This window comes from Thermoactinomyces mirandus, from assembly GCF_013868055.1.
Lineage (GTDB): Bacteria > Bacillota > Bacilli > Thermoactinomycetales > Thermoactinomycetaceae > Thermoactinomyces > Thermoactinomyces mirandus.
In genome coordinates, this window is the sequence record NZ_JACEOL010000014.1 from 64,583 (window position 1) to 88,977 (window position 24,395).

24 protein-coding genes, 3 tRNA genes and 2 other annotated features are annotated in these 24,395 nt (G+C 45.1%); of the genes, 19 read left to right on the plus strand and 8 right to left on the minus strand.

What is annotated here, in order from left to right:
• Positions 1-20 precede the first annotated feature (20 nt).
• The 3 genes from H2C83_RS04835 (at position 21) to H2C83_RS04845 (ending at position 273) form a co-directional block, all read left to right on the plus strand.
• Positions 21-96, plus strand: a tRNA-Phe gene (locus tag H2C83_RS04835).
• Between the two features lie 3 nt (positions 97-99).
• Positions 100-174: transfer RNA gene (locus tag H2C83_RS04840), tRNA-Gly, on the plus strand.
• A 9-nt stretch (positions 175-183) separates the two neighbouring features.
• Positions 184-273: transfer RNA gene (locus tag H2C83_RS04845), tRNA-Leu, on the plus strand.
• 704 nt (positions 274-977) lie between these two features.
• On the opposite strand, the gene H2C83_RS04850 is transcribed toward H2C83_RS04845, so the two are convergent.
• The 3 genes from H2C83_RS04850 to H2C83_RS17300 are packed head-to-tail and all read right to left on the minus strand — an operon-like array spanning position 978 to position 1,827.
• Complete coding sequence (locus H2C83_RS04850) at positions 978-1,358, minus strand: tetratricopeptide repeat protein (RefSeq protein WP_181738476.1); 381 nt, start codon at positions 1,356-1,358, stop codon at positions 978-980.
• A gap of 15 nt (positions 1,359-1,373) precedes the next feature.
• Positions 1,374-1,643: a tetratricopeptide repeat protein gene (locus H2C83_RS04855; RefSeq protein WP_181738337.1), complete on the minus strand. Its 270-nt coding sequence runs from the start codon at positions 1,641-1,643 to the stop codon at positions 1,374-1,376.
• Positions 1,633-1,827 carry a hypothetical protein gene (locus tag H2C83_RS17300; RefSeq protein WP_220184009.1) on the minus strand — a complete coding sequence of 65 codons (195 nt, stop codon included), beginning with the start codon at positions 1,825-1,827 and terminating at the stop codon, positions 1,633-1,635. Before H2C83_RS17300 ends, H2C83_RS04855 begins: the two co-directional genes overlap by 11 nt.
• 542 nt (positions 1,828-2,369) lie before the next feature.
• On the opposite strand from H2C83_RS17300, the gene H2C83_RS04860 reads away from it, so the two are divergent.
• From H2C83_RS04860 to mqnC, 3 genes are all read left to right on the plus strand, one after another.
• Entirely contained in the window at positions 2,370-2,525 is a 156-nt protein-coding gene (locus tag H2C83_RS04860) for a hypothetical protein (protein WP_181738339.1), read from the plus strand.
• A 541-nt stretch (positions 2,526-3,066) separates the two neighbouring features.
• Positions 3,067-4,026: a primosomal protein DnaI gene (dnaI, locus tag H2C83_RS04865; RefSeq protein WP_181738341.1), complete on the plus strand. Its 960-nt coding sequence runs from the start codon at positions 3,067-3,069 to the stop codon at positions 4,024-4,026.
• Between the two features lie 300 nt (positions 4,027-4,326).
• Complete coding sequence (gene mqnC, locus H2C83_RS04870; protein ID WP_181738343.1) at positions 4,327-5,439, plus strand: cyclic dehypoxanthinyl futalosine synthase; 1,113 nt, start codon at positions 4,327-4,329, stop codon at positions 5,437-5,439.
• Between the two features lie 110 nt (positions 5,440-5,549).
• Here the strand turns inward: mqnC and H2C83_RS04875 are convergent, their stop codons facing one another.
• Positions 5,550-5,888: a hypothetical protein gene (locus H2C83_RS04875; RefSeq protein ID WP_181738346.1), complete on the minus strand. Its 339-nt coding sequence runs from the start codon at positions 5,886-5,888 to the stop codon at positions 5,550-5,552.
• A gap of 279 nt (positions 5,889-6,167) precedes the next feature.
• On the opposite strand from H2C83_RS04875, the gene H2C83_RS04880 reads away from it, so the two are divergent.
• From H2C83_RS04880 to thrS, 3 genes are all read left to right on the plus strand, one after another.
• A complete protein-coding gene (locus H2C83_RS04880; protein WP_181738348.1) occupies positions 6,168-6,800 on the plus strand; it encodes a metal-dependent hydrolase in 633 nt (210 codons plus the stop codon).
• 160 nt (positions 6,801-6,960) lie between these two features.
• Positions 6,961-7,857 (plus strand): putative sporulation protein YtxC, encoded by an 897-nt coding sequence (gene ytxC, locus H2C83_RS04885; RefSeq protein ID WP_181738350.1) that lies wholly within the window; start codon positions 6,961-6,963, stop codon positions 7,855-7,857.
• Positions 7,858-7,899: 42 nt separating this feature from the next.
• Positions 7,900-8,153 (plus strand) — a binding site (T-box leader).
• A 45-nt stretch (positions 8,154-8,198) separates the two neighbouring features.
• Positions 8,199-10,106 (plus strand): threonine--tRNA ligase, encoded by a 1,908-nt coding sequence (thrS, locus tag H2C83_RS04890; RefSeq protein ID WP_181738352.1) that lies wholly within the window; start codon positions 8,199-8,201, stop codon positions 10,104-10,106.
• 133 nt (positions 10,107-10,239) lie between these two features.
• Here thrS and H2C83_RS04895 read toward each other — a convergent pair whose 3' ends face one another.
• The gene (locus tag H2C83_RS04895) at positions 10,240-10,785 is read right to left on the minus strand and encodes a DUF420 domain-containing protein (RefSeq protein WP_181738354.1); all 546 of its coding nucleotides are present in this window, start codon (positions 10,783-10,785) and stop codon (positions 10,240-10,242) included.
• A 206-nt stretch (positions 10,786-10,991) separates the two neighbouring features.
• Positions 10,992-11,129 (plus strand) — a sequence feature (ribosomal protein L20 leader region).
• Here H2C83_RS04895 and H2C83_RS17650 point away from each other — a divergent pair.
• From H2C83_RS17650 to rplT, 4 genes are all read left to right on the plus strand, one after another.
• Positions 11,043-11,189 (plus strand): hypothetical protein, encoded by a 147-nt coding sequence (locus H2C83_RS17650; RefSeq protein WP_181738498.1) that lies wholly within the window; start codon positions 11,043-11,045, stop codon positions 11,187-11,189. (Overlaps the previous feature by 87 nt.)
• Positions 11,158-11,673 (plus strand): translation initiation factor IF-3, encoded by a 516-nt coding sequence (gene infC / locus H2C83_RS04905; protein WP_376766337.1) that lies wholly within the window; start codon positions 11,158-11,160, stop codon positions 11,671-11,673. The genes H2C83_RS17650 and infC overlap by 32 nt, the downstream gene beginning before the upstream one ends.
• A 15-nt stretch (positions 11,674-11,688) precedes the next feature.
• A complete protein-coding gene (gene rpmI / locus H2C83_RS04910) occupies positions 11,689-11,886 on the plus strand; it encodes a 50S ribosomal protein L35 (RefSeq protein WP_181738356.1) in 198 nt (65 codons plus the stop codon).
• 42 nt (positions 11,887-11,928) lie between these two features.
• Complete coding sequence (gene rplT, locus H2C83_RS04915) at positions 11,929-12,282, plus strand: 50S ribosomal protein L20 (protein ID WP_181738358.1); 354 nt, start codon at positions 11,929-11,931, stop codon at positions 12,280-12,282.
• Positions 12,283-12,882: 600 nt separating this feature from the next.
• Here rplT and H2C83_RS04920 read toward each other — a convergent pair.
• Positions 12,883-13,299 (minus strand): MarR family winged helix-turn-helix transcriptional regulator, encoded by a 417-nt coding sequence (locus H2C83_RS04920; RefSeq protein WP_181738360.1) that lies wholly within the window; start codon positions 13,297-13,299, stop codon positions 12,883-12,885.
• 273 nt (positions 13,300-13,572) lie between these two features.
• On the opposite strand from H2C83_RS04920, the gene ilvD reads away from it, so the two are divergent.
• The 6 genes from ilvD to leuB all read left to right on the plus strand — a co-directional run bounded on the left by ilvD (position 13,573) and on the right by leuB (position 21,796).
• A complete protein-coding gene (ilvD, locus tag H2C83_RS04925; RefSeq protein ID WP_181738362.1) occupies positions 13,573-15,243 on the plus strand; it encodes a dihydroxy-acid dehydratase in 1,671 nt (556 codons plus the stop codon).
• A gap of 588 nt (positions 15,244-15,831) precedes the next feature.
• Positions 15,832-17,541: a biosynthetic-type acetolactate synthase large subunit gene (gene ilvB / locus H2C83_RS04930; RefSeq protein WP_181738481.1), complete on the plus strand. Its 1,710-nt coding sequence runs from the start codon at positions 15,832-15,834 to the stop codon at positions 17,539-17,541.
• A 2-nt stretch (positions 17,542-17,543) separates the two neighbouring features.
• The gene (ilvN, locus tag H2C83_RS04935) at positions 17,544-18,041 is read left to right on the plus strand and encodes an acetolactate synthase small subunit (protein WP_181738364.1); all 498 of its coding nucleotides are present in this window, start codon (positions 17,544-17,546) and stop codon (positions 18,039-18,041) included.
• Positions 18,042-18,058: 17 nt separating this feature from the next.
• Positions 18,059-19,066, plus strand: a complete 1,008-nt coding sequence (ilvC, locus tag H2C83_RS04940; protein ID WP_181738366.1) for a ketol-acid reductoisomerase — start codon at positions 18,059-18,061, stop codon at positions 19,064-19,066.
• A complete protein-coding gene (locus H2C83_RS04945) occupies positions 19,066-20,646 on the plus strand; it encodes a 2-isopropylmalate synthase (RefSeq protein ID WP_181738368.1) in 1,581 nt (526 codons plus the stop codon). The genes ilvC and H2C83_RS04945 overlap by 1 nt, the downstream gene beginning before the upstream one ends.
• Positions 20,647-20,662: 16 nt before the next feature.
• The gene (gene leuB / locus H2C83_RS04950) at positions 20,663-21,796 is read left to right on the plus strand and encodes a 3-isopropylmalate dehydrogenase (RefSeq protein WP_181738370.1); all 1,134 of its coding nucleotides are present in this window, start codon (positions 20,663-20,665) and stop codon (positions 21,794-21,796) included.
• A gap of 135 nt (positions 21,797-21,931) precedes the next feature.
• Here the strand turns inward: leuB and H2C83_RS04955 are convergent, their stop codons facing one another.
• Both H2C83_RS04955 and H2C83_RS04960 read right to left on the minus strand, forming a co-directional pair.
• The gene (locus H2C83_RS04955; RefSeq protein ID WP_312853847.1) at positions 21,932-23,506 is read right to left on the minus strand and encodes a glycoside hydrolase family 10-like protein; all 1,575 of its coding nucleotides are present in this window, start codon (positions 23,504-23,506) and stop codon (positions 21,932-21,934) included.
• Between the two features lie 179 nt (positions 23,507-23,685).
• Entirely contained in the window at positions 23,686-24,381 is a 696-nt protein-coding gene (locus tag H2C83_RS04960) for a hypothetical protein (RefSeq protein ID WP_181738371.1), read from the minus strand.
• Between the last annotated feature and the right edge of the window lie 14 nt (positions 24,382-24,395).

Consider the following 24,395-nt stretch of genomic DNA (forward strand, 5'->3'; position numbering starts at 1 on the left):
GTCGGCAATAAAATACATAAGGTTCGGTAGCTCAGTCGGTAGAGCAGAGGACTGAAAATCCTCGTGTCGGCGGTTCGATTCCGTCCCGAACTACCATGTGCGGAAGTGGCTCAGGGGTAGAGCATCGCCTTGCCAAGGCGAGGGTCGCGGGTTCGAATCCCGTCTTCCGCTCCATATGAATATGCCGGGGTGGCGGAATTGGCAGACGCACAGGACTTAAAATCCTGCGGTGGGTGTACCACCGTGTCGGTTCGAGTCCGACCCTCGGCACCATGGCGTAATCCCCTGCTTAATAATAGGCGGGGTTTTTATTATAAGAGAGGATCTGTTTGTAAGGGAACGTAAGCGGTGGAAGTGATGTTTTACCGGTAAAATGAAAAAGTAAAACGGTTATTTACGTAATCGTTAATAAAGCGGTCGTTAATAAAGCGGTCAATGGTATTTCTGGCAAACACACAGAGGAAGAACACAGATTAGCAAAAGAGGTCGTTCAAGACTGCGTGCTCTGCTTTTCCGTAGTGTTCTGCCACTCGTTGCCAAAAAATCCTGAGTTTCATGCTTATCATCAGCATTTTACCAGTCGCTATCACCATCCTTTATGTAAAAGAAAGCCGCTAATCGCTCTTTGTTGTAAACTGATTTGTTTATTCTTTTCGGGCCATAGATCCTGTAAAGAAGCTTACTCAGCCTCCCGCCGTTATATTCAGATGAACAGGAACCATGTAAATTAGAGTTTAGTCCCGTATCTAAATACTTATAACACATAATAAAAGGCGCTAAACTGTTGTTTCGGGGCGCCTTTTTAATGATTAAAATCTCATTGAGTTGAACAAAGAAGATAAACGATTAATAAAAACAAGAGTAACCATTTTCCCGTAACGATAAAATGTATTCTTGGGAAATGGTTTTCGTTATAATTTAGTTGTTTTTATTTACGTTCGGTTTCATCATCGTCGCCTATTTTAACAAACGGCAGTTTAATTAATAACATATATCTCATCCTCACTTTGCAAATTTAGTTCTTGCTGAATGTTAAAAAGTTTGTTGGCGTAAGTATTCCATTCGCTTTTTAAACCCATCTTAGCATAAAGATTTGTTAACTGCAGTAATGCAGTATGTTGCCGTTGCTTATGCCCGCTTTTTTCGGAAACTCTTTCAGCTTCTTGATAATAATGTACAGCTTCTTCAAATTTATCCTGTGCCAGATAGATATTACCGCCTACAATAAACACTTTGGACAATCGGTAAAGCTGAGAAATATTTTGTGCAATCTTCAAGGCATTTGTAATGCATTCTTCGGCATTTCCCCAATTTTTTTCATGTGCGTGTATGATAGCTAAATAAGTTAGTGCGTCAATCTGACCACGTGGAAATTAGCGCTCATAATCGTAATTGAGTACCATTTCAAAACGTTCCTTAGCTTTGTCAATTTGCTTTTGTAATAAATATATACTACCTAAGACAGTGACTAAATCAAGATAATAATTTTGAATTCGGTTGTGGCGAGCAATAGTTATTCCCTGGTTGCATACATCTATTGCTTCTGAATATTTTTTCGTTTTTCTTAATATAATCGACCTGAATTTATACAGATTAAGAAGCACGTTCACGCTATCTATATGAGGGATAAACTCAAATCTCATCCAAGGTTTGTTTTTCAGCGTCATATTGCAATGAATCGAGAAGATAAAGAATTTTATTACTGTTTAACGGATATTTAATTTTGTCTTTTCTGTCTTTACTTTCATCATATGTTATTACAGAAATTAAGCCCATACTGGTTATATAAGCGAATAGCAAATTTATAGAGTTTTTCGGCTCTCTCAAAGTCCTTTTTTGCCTGGTAACATCGACCTTCCAAGTAAGTATAGTAAGGTGCAAGCGGGTGATAACGTTTTATAGTGATTTCTTTTAACATTTGTGTGGCTTTTTTATACTTTCGATTGTCTAACATAGAATTAATCATTTCTAGTTGAAACGTTAACGATTCTATCCGGTGTTGTTCTTCGCTTACCAACTCTTTCAGACTTTTTTTAGTAAGTCCTAGTTTTTTAAAATATCTTTCAGCGTTTTTTCATCCACATTACCATAGCCTCTTTTGATGTTCGAGATTGTACCATTCTGTATTAATTTAACGCAAGGAAGAAATAAGGGGGTTAACATAAGTGCAACATCAAGAAATCATCTTTTTCTTGGAAGCAGGCAACTTTTTTCTGGTTGTAGGAACTGAAACATTCGGAAAGCGACCATCAACCGAACAGTAACAACATTTTGCAAATGACTTATGTCGACGGCGTATGGATGTACTTACAGTAACAACTGGGCACCGGTTTTTTTCCGATGCCTGATCGAAACGGAGGGTGTCGGAAATGGCGGATAAAATGGTGACTTATATACCGATTGAGGTCGAAGAAGCCATCGTAAAGTATGTCTTGGGAGAAAGCGTCTGGGTTCAAAATATAAACCGAATGAGTGGGTACAGTTTGAACGGCGTTGGAACGGTCTGCCACTGTTCGATGACGTAAGGGACAAGTGTGGAGTATGGCGTGATTCCGAGTTAAAAACGGCTTTTCATATAAAGCAGGAAATAATCCTCAGTACGAAATAAATTTGGAAGGAAGGTATATGACGAATGCGGTTTAGGCGTAAAACATTCCCCCGTCTGCCGCCTGTTTTCTGAATTTACGGAATCACGACAGGTATGGATATAAATCTATTGACCTATTGGCGCTGAAAAGAGGTGATGTGGCAAAGAAATTCAACTGAATCTGAATAAACAAAAGAAAGGGAGATAACTTATGCCTTGGTGGACTGAAGGCAAGGATGGTCCGGAAGAGTATCGATGCGATGAATGTAATAGGTGGTATGCTGGTCAACCGGAATGCAGGTATGAGGATAATGTTTTTTGTTCAAAATCCTGTTTGGGTAGGTTTAGGCGCAGGGAAATAGACGGTGATGATGACGAAGGCTATTCGTTTTGGTAAAACCTTATATAGTCAAGCTTTCCTTTTTATGCTAACATTTCGATAAAGGACTAACTTGCTGAAAAAGGAGGGATGCAAACCAATGAAGCGCATGAATAATATTTTAGCCAAAAATAAATTCAACACAAAGATGATTGATAAGCGGGCAGAAGCTATAATGAACCATCCGTATGTAGTCAAGTTCCTTTTAAATAATCAGGAAGAAATTACTCAATCACAACTAAGACCTTTTTTGTCTAAATTAAATCAGTATATCCGCGAACTGGATCACTGCAAAGAGTGTCCTGGCCTGGAAAAATGCCCCAACTTGATGCGTGGTCATTATCCGTCCCTCCAGGCATATGCAGGGAATCTTGATATCACGATGAAGCAATGTACGAAGTTACATAACTACTATACGGAACAAAACAGAAAAAAACTGATTCAATGTCATGTAATGCCGAAAGAAGTACAGGTTGCCACTTTTAATGCGATAGAGATAGATAACAACCGATTAAAAGCGATTGATCTTGCCATAGAATTTTGTAATCAGTACATTGCAGGAAGCAAAGCAGGCGGGCTATATCTGTATGGAGCATTTGGAGTGGGGAAAAGTTACATTGCGGGGGCGATTGCAAATACACTGGCAGATTGCGATATCCCTGTTCTTATGGTGCACACGCCATCCCTTGTCAATGAAATGCGGGATGCGATCGCGGAAGCCATGCAAGGAAACAGACTAAGCCATACGGTAAGCAGTAAACTTGAATTGCTCGGCTCCACACCTGTATTGGTTTTAGATGATATCGGCACGGAAAACTATTCCGCCTGGATTCGTGATCATGTATTTGGCGTGATTTTGCAAAATCGCATTTCTGAACAACTCCCTACCATTTATACATCGAACCTGACCCTGGACGAATTGGAGCAGGCATTATCGTGGATTAGTAATAAAGGGCAAATGTATGAGGACAAAGCAGGAGCAAGAAGAATAATGGAGCGTATTCGTCCTTATGTCATTCCGGTAGAAGTAGGGGGAAGAAACCGCAGATATGACAAATAAATGTCCTTTGACGCTGCCCGAAGGGAGTTGTTTTTTACATTTGGCAGACGCACAGGACTTAAAATCCTGCGGTGGGTGTACCACCGTGTCGGTTCGAGTCCGACCCTCGGCACCAAAAATGTCACTTGCTTTCCAGAAATCATTTTGGGAAAGCAGTTTTTTTTATTTTAGTAAAAAAATTAAGGAGAAGGAAGCCATGGTGATCTTTTCTTTCCCCGGGATCTGCCGATTTGTGATACGATGGACATGATGTCTTTAATTATATGGAGATCAGCCTGAACTTGGGAGGTTGAATGATATATGTCAAAGATTGATCCAATTATTGAAAGGGCCTTGAGTGGAGAACGATTAGGGTTTGAAGACGGAATTGCCCTTTGGGAAAGTGATGAAATCGAAAAAATGGGCTGGGCTGCAGACCGGATTATGAAGAAGTGGCATCCTGAACCCATTACCACTTTTGTGATTGGGCGCAACATCAATTATTCCAATGTTTGCGATACGTACTGCCGTTTTTGTGCATTTTACCGCCGGCCCGGTTCCGGGGACGGGTATGTGTTGTCCAACGAGGAAATTTTGCAAAAAATCAGGGAAACGGTGGATGTAGGCGGTACGGAGATCCTGATGCAGGGCGGTACGCATCCGGACTTGCCGTTTGAATTTTATACAGGCCTGTTAAGGGAGATCAAAAAGCATTTCCCTGACATCACCATGCACTCATTTTCGCCGGCGGAGATCATGCGGATGAAAAAGGTCTCCCGTCTCCCGCTGGAAGAAGTTATCCGACGTTTGAAAGAAGCCGGATTGGATTCCATTCCCGGCGGCGGGGCAGAAATCCTTGATGATGAAATACGCAGGAAAATCAGCCGTCTGAAAGGTTCCTGGCGTGATTGGATGAATGTGATGCAAACCGCCCATCGGCTGGGCATGAGTACGACTGCCACGATGGTGATCGGTTTTGGAGAGACCTTTGAACAACGCATCAATCATCTGTTGCGGATCAGGCAGGCACAAGATGAGACAAAAGGCTTTTTGGCTTTTATTGTCTGGACATTCCAGCCTGACAATACCAATCTGAAACGGGAAAAACTGGGGCCCGGGGATTATTTGAAATCTGTTGCCATTGCCCGCATGATGTTGGACAATATTCCCAACATCCAGTCTTCCTGGGTAACCATGGGAGCCGAAACAGGGAAAAAATCCCTGCAATTCGGATGTAATGATTTTGGCAGCACCATGATTGAGGAAAATGTGGTATCGGCTGCCGGAACCTCTTTCAAGCTGAACACCAATCTGATTTTGCAATTGATCCGTGAAGCCGGAAAAACCCCCGCACAACGGAATACAAAATATGAAATATTGCGCGTATTCCGCGACGGGGAATATACTGAACGGGATTTTGTCATGCAAAATTGACCGGTTTATGTTTGTAAAAATGGCTCAAATAAAAGCCATAAAAGTACGGAACGCTAAACATCCTGAAACGGCAGGGAGTTTAGCGTTTTTAGATTGAGTGGGTGCTTCAGTCAAACATATTCTTTTCCGTCCAATAAATTACCTAATTGATCATAGTGATGTCCGGCATTGTTTTTCTTTGGTCTTGGGTTGTGGAGCAATAAATCAGGAATGATTACAAAAGTTGAGTCAATATAATAAATTGCATCCATTCGGCCTCCTCCAGCTTGTCTAAAAGTGATTAAATGTTTTAATTTACTATAGCTATAGTTGCGATGATTTGGATGGGCATGGATTAAATGTCTTCTGATCAATTGATAAGTTCCGCCTGCTGGAACAGAGAGAACCACTTCATCTGAATCAAATTCCTTTAACTGATAATTGCCCGGGTTTTCAACAAGTTTATGCAATGATATCCACCCACCCAAAAGGATTTATATATTTTTGAAAAAAGGCGGAGATAGAACAAGTCTCCTTTTTCTACAGTCTTTATTTTTTGACTGAAATCAAAAAAACCTTCTTGCACAAAAATATTTACGCTTACAAAGTTCCAATAGTCATAATTGCCGGCAACAATAGATTTTCCTCTGTATATTTGATATTTTTAATGTGTGATAAAATGGATAATTGTTTCATGGCAAAGTTCCCTTTGCCCTCAAAGATAGATAAAAAATAGAGGAGGAGAGGGTTTGGTAGGAAGAACGCACTTTGCGATTGGACTGGCTTCCGGAGTCGGCCTGGCTGTGGCTTCCGGGAATCCGGATGACGTGGGCCACCTGGGACTGACAATTGTGGCGGCCGGAATTGCTTCGATCATTCCGGATATTGATGAAGACGGCAGTTTGATCAACAATTTTATATTTCCTTCGTTGAGACGGAGATACCGTTCTTTTACCCTGGCCGCCCTGGGGATTGTAATGATTGCTTTATATCTGGTAAAAGACCTGCCTCTGTGGGTGTTGCTGCTGGGGATCTTTTCGGCAGGAGTTGCTTACGCCCCGCACCGGACAGTAGCCCATTCACTTTTTTCCTGTGCCTATGTCAGCTGGATTACATATTTGATTGAACCGTTCTTGACGACCGCAGTTGTTGTCGGTTATCTGTCGCACCTTTTTGCAGATACGTTGACAAGTGCGGGGGTTCCGTACTTGTGGCCCTATAAAAAGAAATTTAATCTGCGGTCGATTGGCATGAAAATAAAAAGCGGCAGCAAAGAAGACAGGTTAATTGGAAATCTGGCACTTTTGCTGGCTTCATTGGGATTTGTCTATTTGGTTGGACACATTATTTATAATGAGGCAATCATTGCCGGATGGTTCTAGAAGAAAAAACTTGGTTCCTTTCCGGGACCAGGTTTTTTTATTGAACGGGAATAACCTTGTTTTCCGTATACAGTAATCTGTCAGGTCATATATTATTATTGGAACTGTCTATATCCTGATGGAGATTTTTCTTGTGAGAACCAACCGGGAGGGGAGACGGGTGCTGTACATCATTTCGTTTGCTTTGAAAGATCGGACCCAGATTGCGCAATTTGGCCCTTATTTGAAGGATTTGTGCGAAGGCATCAAGTCCGTCTGCCCGGTTTCCTGTGCCAGGGAAATGATGGTCAGGGACCGTTATGTGGTCAATATTTGCCTGGAGCCATTGAACAATGGGAAAAAAAGGCGGATTGTCACGCTGTTTGGCAAAATTTTGGCCGATTTCTTCTGTGATGTGTTGGAACCGAAATGGATACTGAAAATGATTCAAACCTCCCCCAATTATTTATCCAGAGAGGAAATGGACGAGATCAGGCAGTGTGTTACCGAGCAATTGGAAACGAGCGCCTGGGAGTGCGCGAATGAGGTTTACAGCAATCGCCGTGAAAAAATAGCCCGGCAAATCAGCTGTCATCTGGATGAATATCAGCATTTGGCGGTGGATGGATTTTCTTGTTTCCGCCTGAAAACCTACTGGAAGACATTGGCCATTTGTGTGGAGGAAGCTATCCATACACACCTGTTAAACCGGCGCTACAAAGAGTTTATCAATTTGTTGCGCACCTTCGTCCAATTGCAGATCCCCAAGCTGCCTTTAGTTCATGTGATTCATAAGGGCAAAAACCAGTTTCATGTCGTCAAGGCGGATGGTACGCCGATTCTGGCCAGGGAAATGGAACCATCCTTTCTGGAAATTGCTGAGTCAACGTCATCCCATGGGGATTACATGATAAGCATATTGTTGAGCATGGCACCTGAAAGAATCATGCTTCATACATCCAGCCCGCAGGAAAACGTGATTCAGACACTTTTTAAAGTGTTTGAGGGGAGAGTCATGATTTGTGACGGTTGCAGCAAGTGTCATCCTTCTGTTTTCCATTTTCAAGAAGATGCTTGACGTATCCATATAAAATGAGTATAATACATAAAAAATTTTATAAAAAAAGCGATGATGAGGATATGAGTCTTTCCTACGGTTTCAGAGAGTGAGGGTCAGCGGCTGAAAGCCCTCATACCCACTGGGGAATTGCTTACCACCTCGGAGCTGCAGCAGGGAACGTCTGAAAAAGCCTATTATCTGCTGCCGGGAACACATCGTTACTTGTGTTGAGAGAATCTTGACAGGTACAAAACTCATCCTCATCTGTCAAGATTGAAAAAGGGTGGAACCACGACGACAAGCTCGTCCCTTTACGGGAGGAGCTTTTTTATGTTCTTAAAAAAAGGAGATGACCAGAAATGAGTGTAGCAGTCAATTTACCGAACGGTTCTGTTCGGCAGTATGAACAGCCCGTTACGGTCAGGGAGATTGCAGAATCGATCAGTAAAAGTTTGTCGAAAAAAGCAATCGCTGGAAAAGTGAACGGTGAGGTTGTGGATCTGTCGGCGGTCGTACCGGACGGCGCTGATGTCAGAATTCTGACACTGGAAGATGAGGAAGGGCTGGAAGTATACCGTCACAGTACGGCCCACTTGATGGCCCAGGCGCTGAAAAGGCTGTATCCGGATGTAAAACTGGGCATCGGCCCTGTGATCGAGGATGGATTTTATTATGATGTGGATCTTCCGGTTCGCCTGACTCCGGAAGATCTGCCCAGGATTGAAGAAGAAATGAAGAAAATCGTCAAAGAGGATCATCCGATTGTCCGGAAAGTTGTTTCGCGGGATGAAGCCATTCAGATATATCAGAAACTGAACGATCATCTCAAATTGGAAATTATTCGCGAACTGCCGGAGGATGCACAAATCACCATTTATGAGCAGGGCGATTTCTTTGATCTGTGCCGCGGGCCCCATTTGCCATCAACCGGCAAAATCAAGGCATTCAAATTGTTAAGCATCGCGGGGGCCTATTGGCGCGGCGATTCGGACAATCAAATGCTGCAACGGATTTATGGGACAGCATGGCCCAAAAAATCACAGCTGGATGAGCACCTGCACTTTCTGGAAGAAGCCAGAAAACGGGATCACCGGAAACTGGGGCGCGAACTGGAGCTGTACATGTTTTCGGAAGAAGCGCCCGGCATGCCGTTTTATTTGCCCAACGGAATGATTATCCGCAACGAACTTGAACAGTTTTCCCGCCAGTTACAGGCTGAGGCCGGCTATCAGGAAGTCCGCACCCCGCTGATCATGAACCAGCGCCTGTGGGAGCAGTCAGGCCACTGGGATCACTATAAGGAAGACATGTATTTTACTGATATTGATGAAGAGAAATTTGCGGTAAAACCGATGAACTGTCCCGGACACATACTGATTTTCAAAAATGGCATTCGCTCCTACCGGGATTTGCCCCTTCGGCTGGCGGAATTCGGACAGGTACATCGCCATGAATTGTCCGGAGCCCTGAACGGGATGCTCAGGGTGCGTACATTTACGCAGGACGATGCGCATATCTTTGTGCGTCCGGACCAGATTGAGGAAGAAGTGATGAACGCTCTCAGACTGATTGACAAGATCTATCAGCCGTTCGGATTCCCGTACACGGTTGAACTGTCCACCCGTCCGGAGAAATCGATGGGATCTGATGAATTGTGGGAAAGAGCAGAGTCTTCCCTGAAAAACGTGTTGGACCATTCCGGAGTCGAGTATCGGATTAATGAAGGAGACGGAGCTTTTTATGGACCGAAAATCGACTTCCATATCCGGGATGCCTTGAAACGAAGCCATCAATGTGCTACGGTCCAACTGGATTTCCAAATGCCGGAGAATTTTGATCTCTCCTATATCGGGGAAGATAACGACCGCCATCGTCCGGTGATGATTCACCGGGCCATTTACGGATCGCTTGACCGTTTTATCGGTGTGCTGGTCGAACACTATGGCGGAGCATTCCCGTTGTGGCTGGCACCGGTGCAAGTAAAAGTGCTTCCTATTTCCCGCACGTTCAATCAATATGCCAAACAGGTTTTGTCTGAGTTAAAGGCCGCAGGAATTCGTGCCGAACTGGATGACCGTGACGAGAAAATCGGTTACAAAATCAGGGAAGCGCAGATGAAGAAAATCCCTTACATGTTTGTAGTTGGGGAAAAAGAGGCGGAAGCAGGAACCGTGGCTGTCAGAAAACGGGCGGAAGGGGATATTGGAGCCAAACCGCTTGGGGACATGATGAAAGAGCTGCAAGCTGAAATCAGAGAAAAAAAATGAACTGCCTGAAATTCGGATGCCTTTCCCGGTTGCAGGAACCCTCCCGTTGAAGGAGGGTTCCGCACCATGATGGCAGAAACCGGGAAAAGCTGTTTTTTGAACTGAATGCCGGAATCCGGCATTTTCTTCACCTTTAATAATATGGGGAAATCAACAGATAGACCAAAACGCCCGTAATGCTGACATAGATCCAGATCGGCATTGTCCAGCGTGCGATTTTGCGATGTTTTTCCACTTGCATGTGAAGCCCGCGGATGATGGTAAAAAGAGCGAGAAATACGGTGGGGGCTGCCAGGATAATGTGGGTTACAAGCACAAAGTAATAGACGGGCCTGATCCAGCCCTCTCCGCCAAAATGGGTCGAAGGGGCCATGGCATGATATGTAAGATAGGAGACCAGGAACAGGGCCGTTGAAGAAAAGGCCGCATAAATGAAACGACGATGCATGCGAATATTTTTCTTCTTTATGAAATAAAGTGCTGCCAGGAGAAACACGGTGGTAAAACTGTTAAATACCGCGTTCAGCATGGGTAAAAAGCTCAGGTCAAAATGGCTTGAACCCTGGAATTTCGGCATGAAAAAAAGAAATAATACAACCGCGTTGATCAAAACCGTCAGGGCGACAATCAGCGTGGTGTAATATTTTTCGCTTATCGGCCGGTGGGATGGTTTTGCCATGTTTTCACCCTTTCATTCACAGACTATTTTAAATAAATTATACATTTTGCGGAGAACACATGCAAAAATCGGGTTTGCCTGTATCGTATGAACGAAAACCGATTTTTTATTTGACTGCACAGGGGCAAGTAGTGTACAGTAACATAATCTGGTAAAAGAAGGGATCCGTTTGACACGGATCAATGTTGTATGCTAGTATATCTTTGTCTCAGAAGTAGGAGCGCCCGCTTCTCACCTGTTCAACGCGAGGGATGCAGTTGACTGGTTTTGAAAACAGCTACTTTTCCTGGTTGGAGTTGGAAGCAAAGTGTGGGCGTTTTCTGCGCTCACGCTTTTTTTATTTTTTTAAAATTTTTCCGGAGGTGGCAGGTTATCAGCAAGGAACAACAGCACCAAGTAAATGAGTCGATTCGTGCTCGGGAAGTTCGGTTGATTGGCGTGGACGGGTCGCAGTTGGGAATCAAGCCGATTCGGGAAGCTTTGCATCTGGCGCAAGAAGTAAACCTGGATCTGGTAAATGTAGCCCCGCAAGCAAAACCGCCCGTTTGCCGCATTATGGATTATGGAAAATACCGCTATGAGCAGAGCAAACGGGAAAAAGAAGCACGTAAAAACCAAAAAACGATTCAGATCAAAGAGGTGCGTCTCAGCCCGACGATTGAGGAGAATGATGTACAAACCAAGTTGAGCAACGTAAAAAAATTCCTGAAAAAAGGAAACAAAGTCAAATTGACCATTCGCTTTCGCGGCCGGGAAATCACTCACCAGGAACTCGGACGCAAGATTCTGGACCGGATGTCCAAGGAAGTTGAGGAGTTTTCAGAGATTGAACGTGCCCCGAAGCTGGAAGGTCGACAAATGATCATGATCTTGGCACCGAAACAGTAGAAGGAGGACAACGTCATGCCAAAAATGAAAACAAAACGCTCTGCTGCAAAGCGTTTTAAGAAAACGGGTACCGGCAAAGTGAGACGTAATCATGCATTTACCAGTCATTTATTGGAAGCCAAAAGCCCGAAACGCAAACGTAAACTTCGTAAAAGGGCAATTATGCATTCTGGTGATGTAAAACGGATCAAACAACTGATTGCTTACAAGTAATGTGAAACGTTTGAGAGAAAGAGACTTCAGGAGGGATTTATCGTGGCAAGAGTGAAAGGCGGTACCGTGACGCGTGCGCGTCGGAAAAAGGTACTAAAACTGGCAAGAGGTTACTTCGGTTCCAAACATGCGTTATTCCGGACGGCAAAACAGCAGGTAATGAAATCCTTGATGTATGCGTACCGTGACCGGCGCAGACGCAAACGCGATTTCCGCAAATTGTGGATTACGCGCATCAACGCTGCAGCACGTATGAACGGCCTCTCTTACAATAAATTCATGCACGGATTGAAAGCAGCGGGAGTGGACATCAACCGGAAAGTTCTTGCTGAATTGGCTGTAACGGATCAAAAAGCTTTTGCTGAACTGGTGAACATGGCGAAAAACGCAAAATAAATGCAAGATAATAAAATGGTCAAGCCCCAAAAAAGCAGACACGCAAAAAACATCCGGATCATGCTGCAAGCTGACGCCTGTATTCTACAGGTGTCAGCTTGTTTAATTTCAGTTGAGGTCTCTTGGATTCGATGGGTTTGGAGTGCTTCCGTCTTTAAGTGGGAGAAAAAGCTTTATCCGGACAATTGCCTCGTCTTGACATGCCGGATCAGAGGCCAAACTGGGTCGGCATGTGGTGGCAGTCATGCGACGTGTACTCTTGAGAGCCTGACCTTTGTCCGTCTTGTTCCTGGAAAGATAACTGGTAACCCGTTTCCGGAAACTCCCCAAGAATATACACAAACCTTTGATGCCACGACGTTGACGCAACTCATCCACAGCCCGAAACTTCGCTTTGCCGAAATCTCCAGCCACTTTTTCAGGATATCATTCTCCAGGTGCAACCTTTGGCTTCCTGCTCCGGATCTTTATATATTCTATCCGTCTTCCCATGTCATGAAAATCACCCCTCAAAGTAATTTTCACAGGGTGTTTTTCCTGTATCTACTTTAAGGGGTACACTTCGCAAGCCTGGGGAAATTTTATTTTTCAAAAAAAGGATCAATTGATTTTATGCAATAAGTTCAGCAGTGTTTCTACCTCTTGCGTGGACAGGTTTTTAAACTTTCGTTGGAAATAATCGGATTTTTTCTGAACCAGTTCCTCAATCAGTTGTCTGCCCTCATCCGTAAGATGAAGTTCAACAACGCGTTTATCCAATTGAGAGCGCTTTCGATAAGCCAAATTTTTTTTCTCCAGCTGATCCACGACATGAGTAATGTGACTGACTGACACGTCGAAATCATGAGCAAGGGAAGTAACGATTTGCGGACTTTTGTTTAGTAATTGTTTCAATACTTCAAATTCAGCACCGTTTACTTTGTCTCCCCAAACTTCAGATAAATCTTTACGGATTTGCCGTAAAATATGCCGAAATACTTGCTCCAGTTCCATAAACATTTCTAATCTGCTAGACATGATGCTCCCCTTTTTAAACCTATTTACCTATCATTTGTTTCATATTATGAAATATTTTCACCTTGATTATAAATCATTTTTTGATCTTAGGGCAATATATTTTTTATTTATTTATGAAAAATGTATGAAAAGTCAACAAGAGCTTTTATTGAAAATTAATGGGAAAATTATAATAAATTTCTTTGTATTTTATAAACTGTTCCTTTATTGCTTAGTGACATCAATTCTGTTTTGTTATACACTGATATGAAAAATCCAAATAGGGGGATAACAATGCGAAGTGACAAAATTAAAAAAGGGATTGACCGGGCGCCGCACCGGGCTTTGCTGCGGGCTACCGGAGTAAAAGAGGAAGACTTTGACAAACCCTTTATCGGAATTTGCAATTCATTTGTCGAAATTATCCCGGGACATATTCATCTGAACAAATTTGCCGAAGCGATCAAGGAAGCGGTCAGGGAAGCCGGCGGAGTACCTTTTGAATTCAATACCATCGGCGTTGATGACGGGATTGCGATGGGTCATATCGGGATGAGGTATTCGCTGCCAAGCCGCGAAATCATAGCCGATTCCATAGAGACAGTGGCCCAGGCACACTGGTTTGACGGTCTCATTTGCATCCCCAATTGCGATAAAGTTACCCCTGGAATGATGATGGGGGCATTACGTGTCAACATTCCGACAATTTTTGTCAGCGGCGGGCCGATGGCGGCCGGGACTACTCCCCAGGGAGAGAAAATTGACCTGATTTCCGTTTTTGAAGGTGTAGGGGCTCGCCAAACCGGTATCATCGATGATGAGCAATTAAAAACGCTTGAACAATTCGCCTGTCCCGGCTGCGGTTCCTGTTCGGGCATGTTTACGGCCAATTCCATGAACTGCCTGTCTGAAGCATTGGGACTGGCTCTGCCTGGAAACGGAAGCATCCTTGCCAATTCGGACGAGCGGAAAGCATTTGCCAAACGGGCGGCAGAACAGATCCTTCACCTGATTGAAGCCGATTTAAAACCCAGGAATATCGTTACGGAAAAATCAATCAACAATGCGTTGGTGTTAGATATGGCAATGGGAGGTTCGACCAATACCATTCTCCATTCCATGGCTGTTGCCCATGAGGCCGGGGTGGATTATCCCTTGGCGAAAATCAATGAGCTTTCTAAAAAGGTTCCGTATATCTGCAAGGTAAGCCCGGCCGGAAGCTGGCATATGGAAGACGTGGACCGGGCAGGAGGTATCTCGGCGATCCTGAACGAATTGAGCCGGATTGAAGGCCTGCTTCATCTGGATTGCCCTACGGTTACGTTAAAAACTTTGGGTGAAAATATTGCGGAAGCACAGATTAAAGATCCAGCCGTGATCAGGCCATTGGAGGAGGCTTACAGCCAAACGGGCGGTTTGCAAATCCTGTTTGGAAATCTGGCACCGAATGGTGCTGTTATCAAAACGGGTGCGGTAGATCCTTCCATTCGCCGCTTCAAAGGCAAAGCCATTGTTTTTGACTCTCAGGACGAGGCGCTTGCCGGAATTGCCACGGGCAGGGTAAAAGCGGGACATGTCGTTGTAATCAGATACGAAGGCCCGAAAGGAGGGCCCGGCATGCCGGAGATGTTGTCACCCACTTCCGCCATCATGGGGATGGGGCTGGGAACAAAGGTGGCGCTGATTACGGATGGACGCTTTTCCGGAGGAACGCGGGGAATCTGTATCGGCCACATTTCTCCGGAAGCGGCAGAGTGCGGCCCGATCGGCCTGATTGAACAGGACGATGAAATTGAAATCGATCTGGATCAAGGAACCCTCCGTCTTCTGATTTCAGAGGAAGAAATGGAAGAAAGGAAGAAAGCGTGGAAGGCTCCCTCCATTGAAGTTGAGGGGACATTTTTGAGAAGGTACGCTTATCTGGTTACATCGGCCAGTACGGGTGCCGTTTTGAAAAAAATTTAGATTTCATGATCACTTCCATTTTTCGGGAGTGATCTTTTAAATTTTGCAACCGATTACAAAATTGTAAAGAAAATTGTCGGTGGAAGAGGTTGACACTCTCTGGGAAGGGTGACTATAATATCACCTAAATAGTCGCAATTGTAACTTTTGGAAAACTCCGATAAACAAAAAACTCCATTTATCCCACAATTTGAGGATTTATAATTAAAATAACGATTGGTCAAACAATTCTATATTTTGAGACGATGATAAGGAATGATCGTAAGTGAGTGTGTTACAGAGAGTCCGGGAATGCTGAGACCGGAACCACAAACTTGTGAATCTCTCACCTTGGAGTCGGGTGGCCAAAGATGCAAGGAATTGCATTGAGTAGTACATTCCCGGTTGTCCCGTTACAGACTGGGTGCAGTTGCTTTGTTTGCACCAACTGAGGTCGGTCTTTGCGAAAAGTCGACAAAATTGGGTGGTACCACGAACCTGATTCGTCCCAATAGAAGGCATATATCATGCAGTCTGGGGTGGATTGGGTTTTTTATTTATATCCAGAAGAAGGAGGAACACAAGGTGGCTCCCCAAGTGGAAACCAGTATGATTCAGCTAGTTGAGAGGGAAGCAGAGAAGAGGGAATTAACAGGATCAGAAATATTGCTTCGCAGTCTGATCCGGGAAAAAGTAGAGGTGATTTTCGGTTATCCGGGCGGAGCAGTCTTGCCAATTTATGACCACTTGTACAAGGGAAAAATACGCCATCTGCTCGCTCGCCACGAACAAGGAGCCATTCATGCTGCCGATGGATACGCGCGAGCTACCGGAAAGCCGGGAGTTGTTCTTGCAACTTCTGGACCCGGCGCAACGAATCTGGTAACAGGAATTGCAACTGCCATGCTGGATTCTGTTCCCTTGGTTTGCATTACAGGAAATGTTGCCCAAAACCTGTTGGGTACTGACGCTTTTCAGGAAGCAGACATCACGGGGATTACAATGCCAATCACCAAACATAACTATCTGGTGCGGGATGTCAAGGAACTCCCGTCGATCGTTAAAGAGGCATTCATAATTGCCACGACAGGGCGTCCCGGTCCGGTCCTGATCGATATTCCCAAAGATGTTTCCAATGCAAAAGCAGTTTTTTCCTATCCCGTAGAATTGGAGATCCCCGGGTACAAGCTCCCGGGAAAACCTGACCCGGCCCAGTTGGAAAAGTTGTACGCAGCCATCTCGGAAGCGAAAAAACCGGTTATTTTGGCAGGTGGGGGCGTGGTCTCCTCGGGTGCTGCCGATGAACTCCGGGAATTTGCTGAAAAATCCGGCATTCCGGTAGCGACAACATTGATGGGGCTTGGCGGCTTTTCGGGAAACCATCCTTATTGGCTGGGAATGCCAGGGATGCATGGAACTTATGCAGCAAACCATGCACTATTGGAATGCGATCTCTTAATCGGAATTGGAGTTCGTTTTGATGATCGCGTGACGATGGGACGCATCGATGAATTTGCCACACGCGCCAGGATTGTCCATATCGATATTGATCCGGCGGAGATCGGAAAAAATGTGTCAACCTGGACTTCAATCGTAGGAGATGTCAAAACGGTTTTGCAAGCCGTCAATCAAAATGTTCTGCAAAGCGACTCGCAAGCGTGGTTTGAAAAATTGCAAACCTGGAGGAAAGATCACCCCCTCGTTTATCAGGACAATTCCCCGTATTTGAAACCACAGTGGGTGATCGAAGAAATTTACCGGTCAACCTGGGGAGAAGCCATCATTTCCACCGATGTGGGGCAGCATCAAATGTGGGTGGCGCAATATTACCGCTTTCATCATCCCCGTTCGCTGCTCACTTCCGGAGGACTTGGAACGATGGGCTTCGGGTTCCCGGCAGCAATCGGCGCCAAACTGGGGGTTCCGGATCGCCCGGTGATCGCCGTGACGGGAGATGGGGGTTTTCAAATGACATCTCAGGAACTGGCCCTTTTGACGCTGGAAAATATCCCTGTGAAAGTAGCCATCATAAATAACCGTTATTTGGGGATGGTACGGCAATGGCAAGAAGTTTTCTATGAAAAACGTTATTGTGATGTCGATTTGACCGGTGGGCCTGATTTCCTCAAATTATCTGAAGCTTATGGAATCAGGGCCTGGCGGGCCAAGACAAAGGAAGAAGCGTCTCAGGCCTGGAAGGAAGCCATGGAGCATCCCGGTCCGGCAGTCGTCGATTTCTGGGTGGATCCCGAGGAAAATGTTTATCCGTTTGTTGCACCAGGATCGAGATTAGACGAGATGGTTATGGGAGATGAGTAGAGATGAGACAGATTTTATCGGTTTTAGTGAATAACCAGCCAAGGGTATTGGCGAGGGTCGCCAGCCTGATTGGTCAGAGAAATTTTAATATTGAAAGTATCAGTGTTGGAGAGACGGAAAATCCTTCTTTTTCCCGTATGGTGATTGTCACAAGAGGAGATCTTCCAACAATAACCCAAGTTGCCAAACAATTAAACAAATTGATTGATGTAATCCAGGTGGAGCAACTGGAAAAAGAGCAGACCGTGGAACGGGAGCTGATGCTGATCAAAGTGGAGGTTCCTCCTGACAAAAGAACCGAAATTACGGGAATTATTGAACCATTTCGTGCATCCATCGTCGACGTTAGTCCACAGTCGCTGGTCGTTCAGGTAACAGGAGAACCATCCAAACTGGAAGCCATGATTGAATTGCTTCGTCCATATACGATCCTGGAAGTTGCCAGAACAGGGATTACTGCCGTTGCACGTGGCAGTGTCAAAAAAGCGGCTGTTTTATAAAAAGGAGGAATTTGAAAATGGCAAAAATGTACTATGAACATCATGCTGATTTATCTTACCTGCAAGGAAAAACAGTTGCAATCGTCGGATATGGAAGCCAGGGACATGCGCAGGCACAAAACTTGCGGGACAGCGGAGTAAAAGTTGTTATTGGTCTGCGCAAGGGAAAATCCTGGGACCAGGCAGCAGCAGACGGTTTTGAAGTGTTTGAAGTGGATGAAGCGGTAAAACGCGCAGATGTTGTACAAATGCTGCTTCCGGATGAAGTGCAGGCAAAAGTTTATCATGACAGTGTGGCTCCTCATCTGGAGGCGGGTAATGCCCTTATGTTCTCACACGGTTTTAATATTCATTTTAAACAGATTGTTCCGCCAAAAGATGTGGATGTCCTGCTTGTGGCTCCCAAATCACCGGGGCATTTGCTGAGAAGAGTATATGAACAAGGGTTTGGAGTTCCTTCGTTAATCGCTGTTGAACAGGACGCCACCGGAAAAGCCAAAGAACTGGCCCTGGCTTATTGCAAGGGAATTGGCTCAACCAAAGCCGGAGTCATTGAAACAACCTTCAAGGAAGAAACCGAAACTGATCTGTTCGGGGAACAGGCTGTATTGTGCGGCGGGGTCAGCCAGCTGATCAAATCCGGATTCGAAACATTGGTAGAAGCTGGCTATCAGCCGGAAATCGCCTATTTTGAATGTTTGCATGAATTGAAACTGATTGTGGACCTGATTTATGAAGGCGGCTTGAGCGGTATGCGCTATTCTGTCAGTGACACTGCCGAGTTTGGTGACTATGTCAGCGGAAAACGGGTTGTTGCTGAACCCAGCCGGGAAGCGATGAAACAGATTCTGAAGGAAATCCAGGACGGTACGTTTGCACGTCGCTGGATCAAAGAAAATGAAGAGGGGCGCAATGAGTTCCAGGCCATGAGAAGAGAAGAGAAAGAGCATGAGATTGAGCGCGTAGGAAGTCAGTTGAGAAAGTTAATGGTGTGGGACAAAAAGGAAGTGCCTGTTAATCAATAATGAATTCAAAGGAGAGGAAGCGGATTATGCGTACAATCACTATTTTTGATACAACGCTGCGCGATGGAGAACAATCACCGGGAGTGAACCTTAGTTTCCGGGAGAAAGTGGAAATTGCGACACAGTTGGAAAAGTTAGGGGTGAATGTGATTGAAGCCGGATTTGCCGCTTCCTCTGCAGGAGACCTGGAAGCAGTCAGAGAGGTAGCGCGGGTTGTGAAAAATGCTTCGGTTTGCAGTTTGTCCCGTTCAGTAAAAAAAGATATCGACTGTGCGTGGGAAGCATTAAAAGATGCAGAGTCCCCTTATCTCCATCTTTTTCTGGCAACCTCTCCGATTCATCGTGAATACAAGTTGCAGATGGATAAAGAAAAAGTAAAATCCAGAGTCTGTGAAGCCATTACGTATGCCAAACAGTTTTTTTCTGAAATCCAGTTTTCAGCAGAGGATGCGGGCCGGACGGAAATCGACTTCCTGTGTGAAGTGATTGATGTGGCAATCAAGGCCGGAGCAAAGGTAATCAATTTGCCGGATACCGTCGGTTATCTGACTCCTTGTGAATATGCAGAAATGTTTCGGGAAGTGATCAGGCGGGTTCCGGGAATTGATCAGGTCCGGTTAAGTGCCCACTGTCATGATGATTTGGGAATGGCCGTTGCCAACAGTCTGGCGGCGATTGAAGCAGGCATTGGCCAGGTGGAATGCACCATCAACGGGATTGGTGAGCGTGCCGGAAACGCCGCCCTGGAAGAGATCGCCATGGCCATTAAAACAAGGGAGTCATTTTACAAGGTTCGTACAACCCTCAATCTGAAAGAAATTCATCGCACCAGCCGGATGGTAAGCAAATTGACAGGAATGTTTGTCCCCGGAAACAAAGCGGTGGTTGGAACAAATGCCTTTGCACATGAGTCGGGAATTCACCAGGACGGTATGCTAAAAAACCGGGAAACTTATGAAATTATGACCCCCGAATCAATCGGGCTGTCTGAAAGCCGCCTGGTGTTGGGCAAACATTCAGGTCGCCATGCTTTTAAGGATAAAATGGTGCAATTGGGTTATGAATTGAGTGAAGGGCAGATTAATCATCTGTTCGTCCGTTTCAAGGAACTGGCTGATCGCAAGAAGGAAATTACCGATTATGACCTGATTGCCCTGGTTGAAGAGAAGATGGTCCACAGTCAGGATCTGTTTGCACTGGAATCGTTGCAAGTCACATGCGGCAACAAGTCCATGCCGACAGCAAGTGTTCAAATCAGAAGAATGACCGATGACAAAACGTTTTTTGAGGCTGCATGTGGCAATGGTTCTGTCGATGCCATTTTTAAAGCCATCGATCGCGTTGTCCAGGAAAAAGTCGTTTTGGTGGAATATCGCATCCACTCTGTAACTCAGGGGAAAGACGCACTGGGTGAAGTATATGTACAGTTAAGCCAAGGTGAGCTGAATGTCAGGGGAAGAGGAGTCAGCACAGACGTGCTGGAGGCCAGTGCCCGTGCGTATCTGGATGCAATGAATCGCCTGCTCCGGCGCAAAGGACATAAGGACAGCACAGCCGAAAGGGCTGTTACAACCAGTTGAGAGGAGTGCAAACGAGATGAGCAGGGCGAAAAAAGTGGCAGTATTGCCTGGAGACGGCATTGGACCGGAGATCGTGGAACAGGCAGTAAGAGTATTGCACCAGGTGGAGAAAAAATTTGGCTGTTCCTTAGAATTTTCGTATGGCATGATCGGCGGGGGAGCAATCGACCGGGCAGGCACTCCCCTCCCGGATGAAACCCTGCAATTGTGCAAACAGTGTGATGCAGTCCTGCTCGGCGCTGTAGGAGGTCCGGCCTGGGATCATTATCCCCCGGAAATCCGTCCGGAAAAAGCGTTGTTGCAATTAAGAAAAGAACTTGGCCTGTTTTCCAATTTGCGTCCGGTCATGCAGTTTGATGGTTTGGAATCCAGTTCTGCGCTGCGACCGGAAGTCATCAAAGATGTTGATCTGGTCGTAGTGCGCGAATTGACCGGCGGGATCTATTTCGGGGAAAAGACGAGGATCAATACGCCGGACGGTGAGGTAGCCTCGGATTTGCTCATTTACCATGAATATGAAGTGGAACGGATTGTCCGCCAGGCTTTTGAGATTGCAGAAAAACGCCGCAAAAAAGTGACTTCGGTCGATAAGGCCAATGTGCTGGAAAGTTCAAGATTGTGGAGAAAAGTAGCGGAAAAAGTGTCTCAGGAATACCCCGATGTAACCCTTGAACATATGCTTGTAGATAATTGTGCAATGCAAATTGTACAAAGGCCTTCCACTTTTGATGTGCTGGTCACGGAAAACATGTTTGGCGATATTTTGAGTGATGAAGCTGCTGTTCTTTCCGGTTCGATTGGTCTGTTGCCATCTGCCAGCCTCGGCCGGGGCACATTCGGCCTCTACGAACCCGTTCATGGCTCGGCACCGGATATTGCCGGGCAGGGAGTTGCCAACCCTGCTGCCACATTGTTATCCGCAGCGATGATGCTCAGATATTCTTTCGGATACCATGAAGCGGCCAATGCTGTTGAAGAAGCGGTTAAACAGGTGATTGCCAAAGGTTTCCGCACTCCTGACCTGATCAAGGAAGGACAAATAAAAATGGCTGTGGATACCGAGGAATTCGGGGCTCTGGTGATCAAGGAAATTGATCAGTCGGAGGTTGCTCCAGAGACGAAAGCGAATGCCAAGGTTGGCATCCGCTGATAAATATTCATGAAAAGCTCGCCAATTAAAAACAATTGGCGAGTTTTAATATTGAAGGTAAATTTCCGCATAAAAACAGGTATGGCGCAACAGGTTCCTGCCAATCGATCTATATTGAATCTTTATTCATTAACTTCATTTCCACGAATCTGTCAGCGGGTTGCTTGGCGGGCTTTCGTTATGCAAACGGTCGATGGCGGTCATAAAATAGACGTCATGGTTTCTCTTTGTATCCCGATTTTTCAATGTATACTCGGAGATCTGATTCATATTGCGGATGGTTACCAACAGCTTTTTCTCGGGGGCCGGTTTTCCTTTTGCGATGGACAGGCGGTAGATGACAAAATAGGCGGAATCTTTCCCGGCGCGGTTTTTCCATTTGAAATGAATGTCCCCGTTTGCTGTTGTTACTTTTTCCAATATGGGCTTTTTGGGAGCCTTATGGTCAAGCCATGGCATGGCGGGAATCAGGGCCGGTTCCTTGTACAGATCATTGGTGATCCGGTCCTTGATTCCAAGTCGGTTGGCAATCAGATCTTTGTAACTGAAGAAGATGCTTCCTCTTGCAACCGGGTCAGCCCGGTTCAGTTTTATTTGATTGGGAAGTTCTTCCGGGTTGTCCCATGCTTCGATGTTATTACCCACTTTGTAGGCGGCTTGTCCGATATATAAGTGAATGCTTTTTCCCTCTGTTTCTTTGGACCACCAGTTGAGCAGCTTTTCATATGAAGCGGGCGGAAAACCAATATTCCAGTAAATTTGTGGAGCAACATAATCCAGCCATCCTTCCCGAATCCAGGTACGGGTATCGGCATAGACCGTGTAATAACTTTCTGAGCCATTGGTGTCAGAACCGGTGGGGTCACTTGATTTGTTTTTCCAGATCCCAAAGGGCGAGATCCCAAACTTTACCCATGGTTTTTCCTCTTTGATTGCCTTGTTTAACTGATGGATCAGCAAATTGACATTGTGGCGCCGCCAGTCGCCTTTGTCAGCAAAGTTTTTGCCATAGTCCTGATATGTTTTCTCGTCGGGAAAATCATGGCCGCCAGCAGGATAAGGATAGAAATAATCATCAAAATGAACGGCGTCAATATCGTATTGCTCAACGACTTCCATAATGCTCTCAATGATATGGTGACGGACGGCAGGCAGCCCTGGGTCATACCACAGTTTTCCTCCGTAAGTGACGACCCAGTCAGGTTTTTTCCGGGCTGGATGTTCAGGGACAAGGTTCTCCAGATGGGGGTCCATGCTTACCCGATACGGGTTAAACCATGCATGAAACTCAAGATTGCGCTTATGGGCTTCTTCAATCATGAATGCGAGCGGGTCGTATCCGGGAGACTTTCCCTGCTCTCCCGTCAAATATTTGGACCATGGATTGATTTTTGAAGGATAAAGCGCGTCTGCTGTGGGGCGAATTTGCACAATCACCGCGTTTAAGCCCATTTTTTTTGATTCTTCCAGAATATTTACAAATTCGGCCTGTTGCCGGTCCTTGCTTAAATGAGGATCAGAAGGCCAGTCAATGTTGACTACACTGGAAATCCATACAGCGCGAAATTCGCGTCGTTCCGGTTGGTCGGGAAAGGGGATCCCATCCCTTTTTTTCGCCTCGTCTGCCTGTACCCATGGCAATGTCCCCAAAACGATTGTGAACAGAAGGATTGAGCATACCAGAATTTTCGATTTTGTGATCCGTCGCACAATAAGCCTCCTTCTTTGGCAAAAAATTATTGTAAAACAATTATATCAGAATTTTACATATATTGGCGAAAAAACCTGCCCTTTTGCAGTAAATGCCTGATGTGAAAACAGAAAATGGACACCTCAAGCAAAACGGGTCCCCTTTTTGCATTAAATGGCCCGCTTGATGGCATGAGAGGCTACAGATTTTCATGATTCAATTTCAGTACGACTTCAATCAAATTGAACAGGGTTGACAAAGGTTTTCCGGTAATCTGATCATGATATTTGTCAGGAAACCCATCGATGGTAATTTTATAAGTCTGATCATGAGACTGGATTTCTTGCTGCTGATCTCCCAACGGAGGAATCAGCAACCGGGCAACATTCCTGTGGTCAAATTGAATGGAATGAGGCGTAAACGGAAAAGTGTAATAGTTTGTATATGGATCAGGATAATTTAAAAATAGAATGTATTTTTTTTCTTCTTGCGGTTTGATATACAAAGGATGGTTGATTTCAATCTTTTTCCGGTCGTTAATTTGTAATTGAAGTTTATGAGCCATGCCGACCTGAATGTTATCCTGCTCCAGTTCTCCTTTTAATATTTTTATGACATCAAAATCATAGACTTCTACTTCATGATATGTATTTTTTGCGGGAAGAGAGGGATTTATGGGATTGCGTGCCCCGTTTTCCAGCCGGTTGATCCCTTGATATTCGCCAAAAACAATGAGGGGAGCCCTGTCAATCATCGAATGGAGACTGCCTGCAAATGACAGATCAACATGCATGCCCAGATTGACCTCTTCCTTTTTTGGTTCAAATGTACAGCCTGAAACGAAGAGGAGAGAGATTACCGTCAGAAAAGCTGCGGTCTTTTTCCAATTGTTCAATTCGCTTCCTCCTT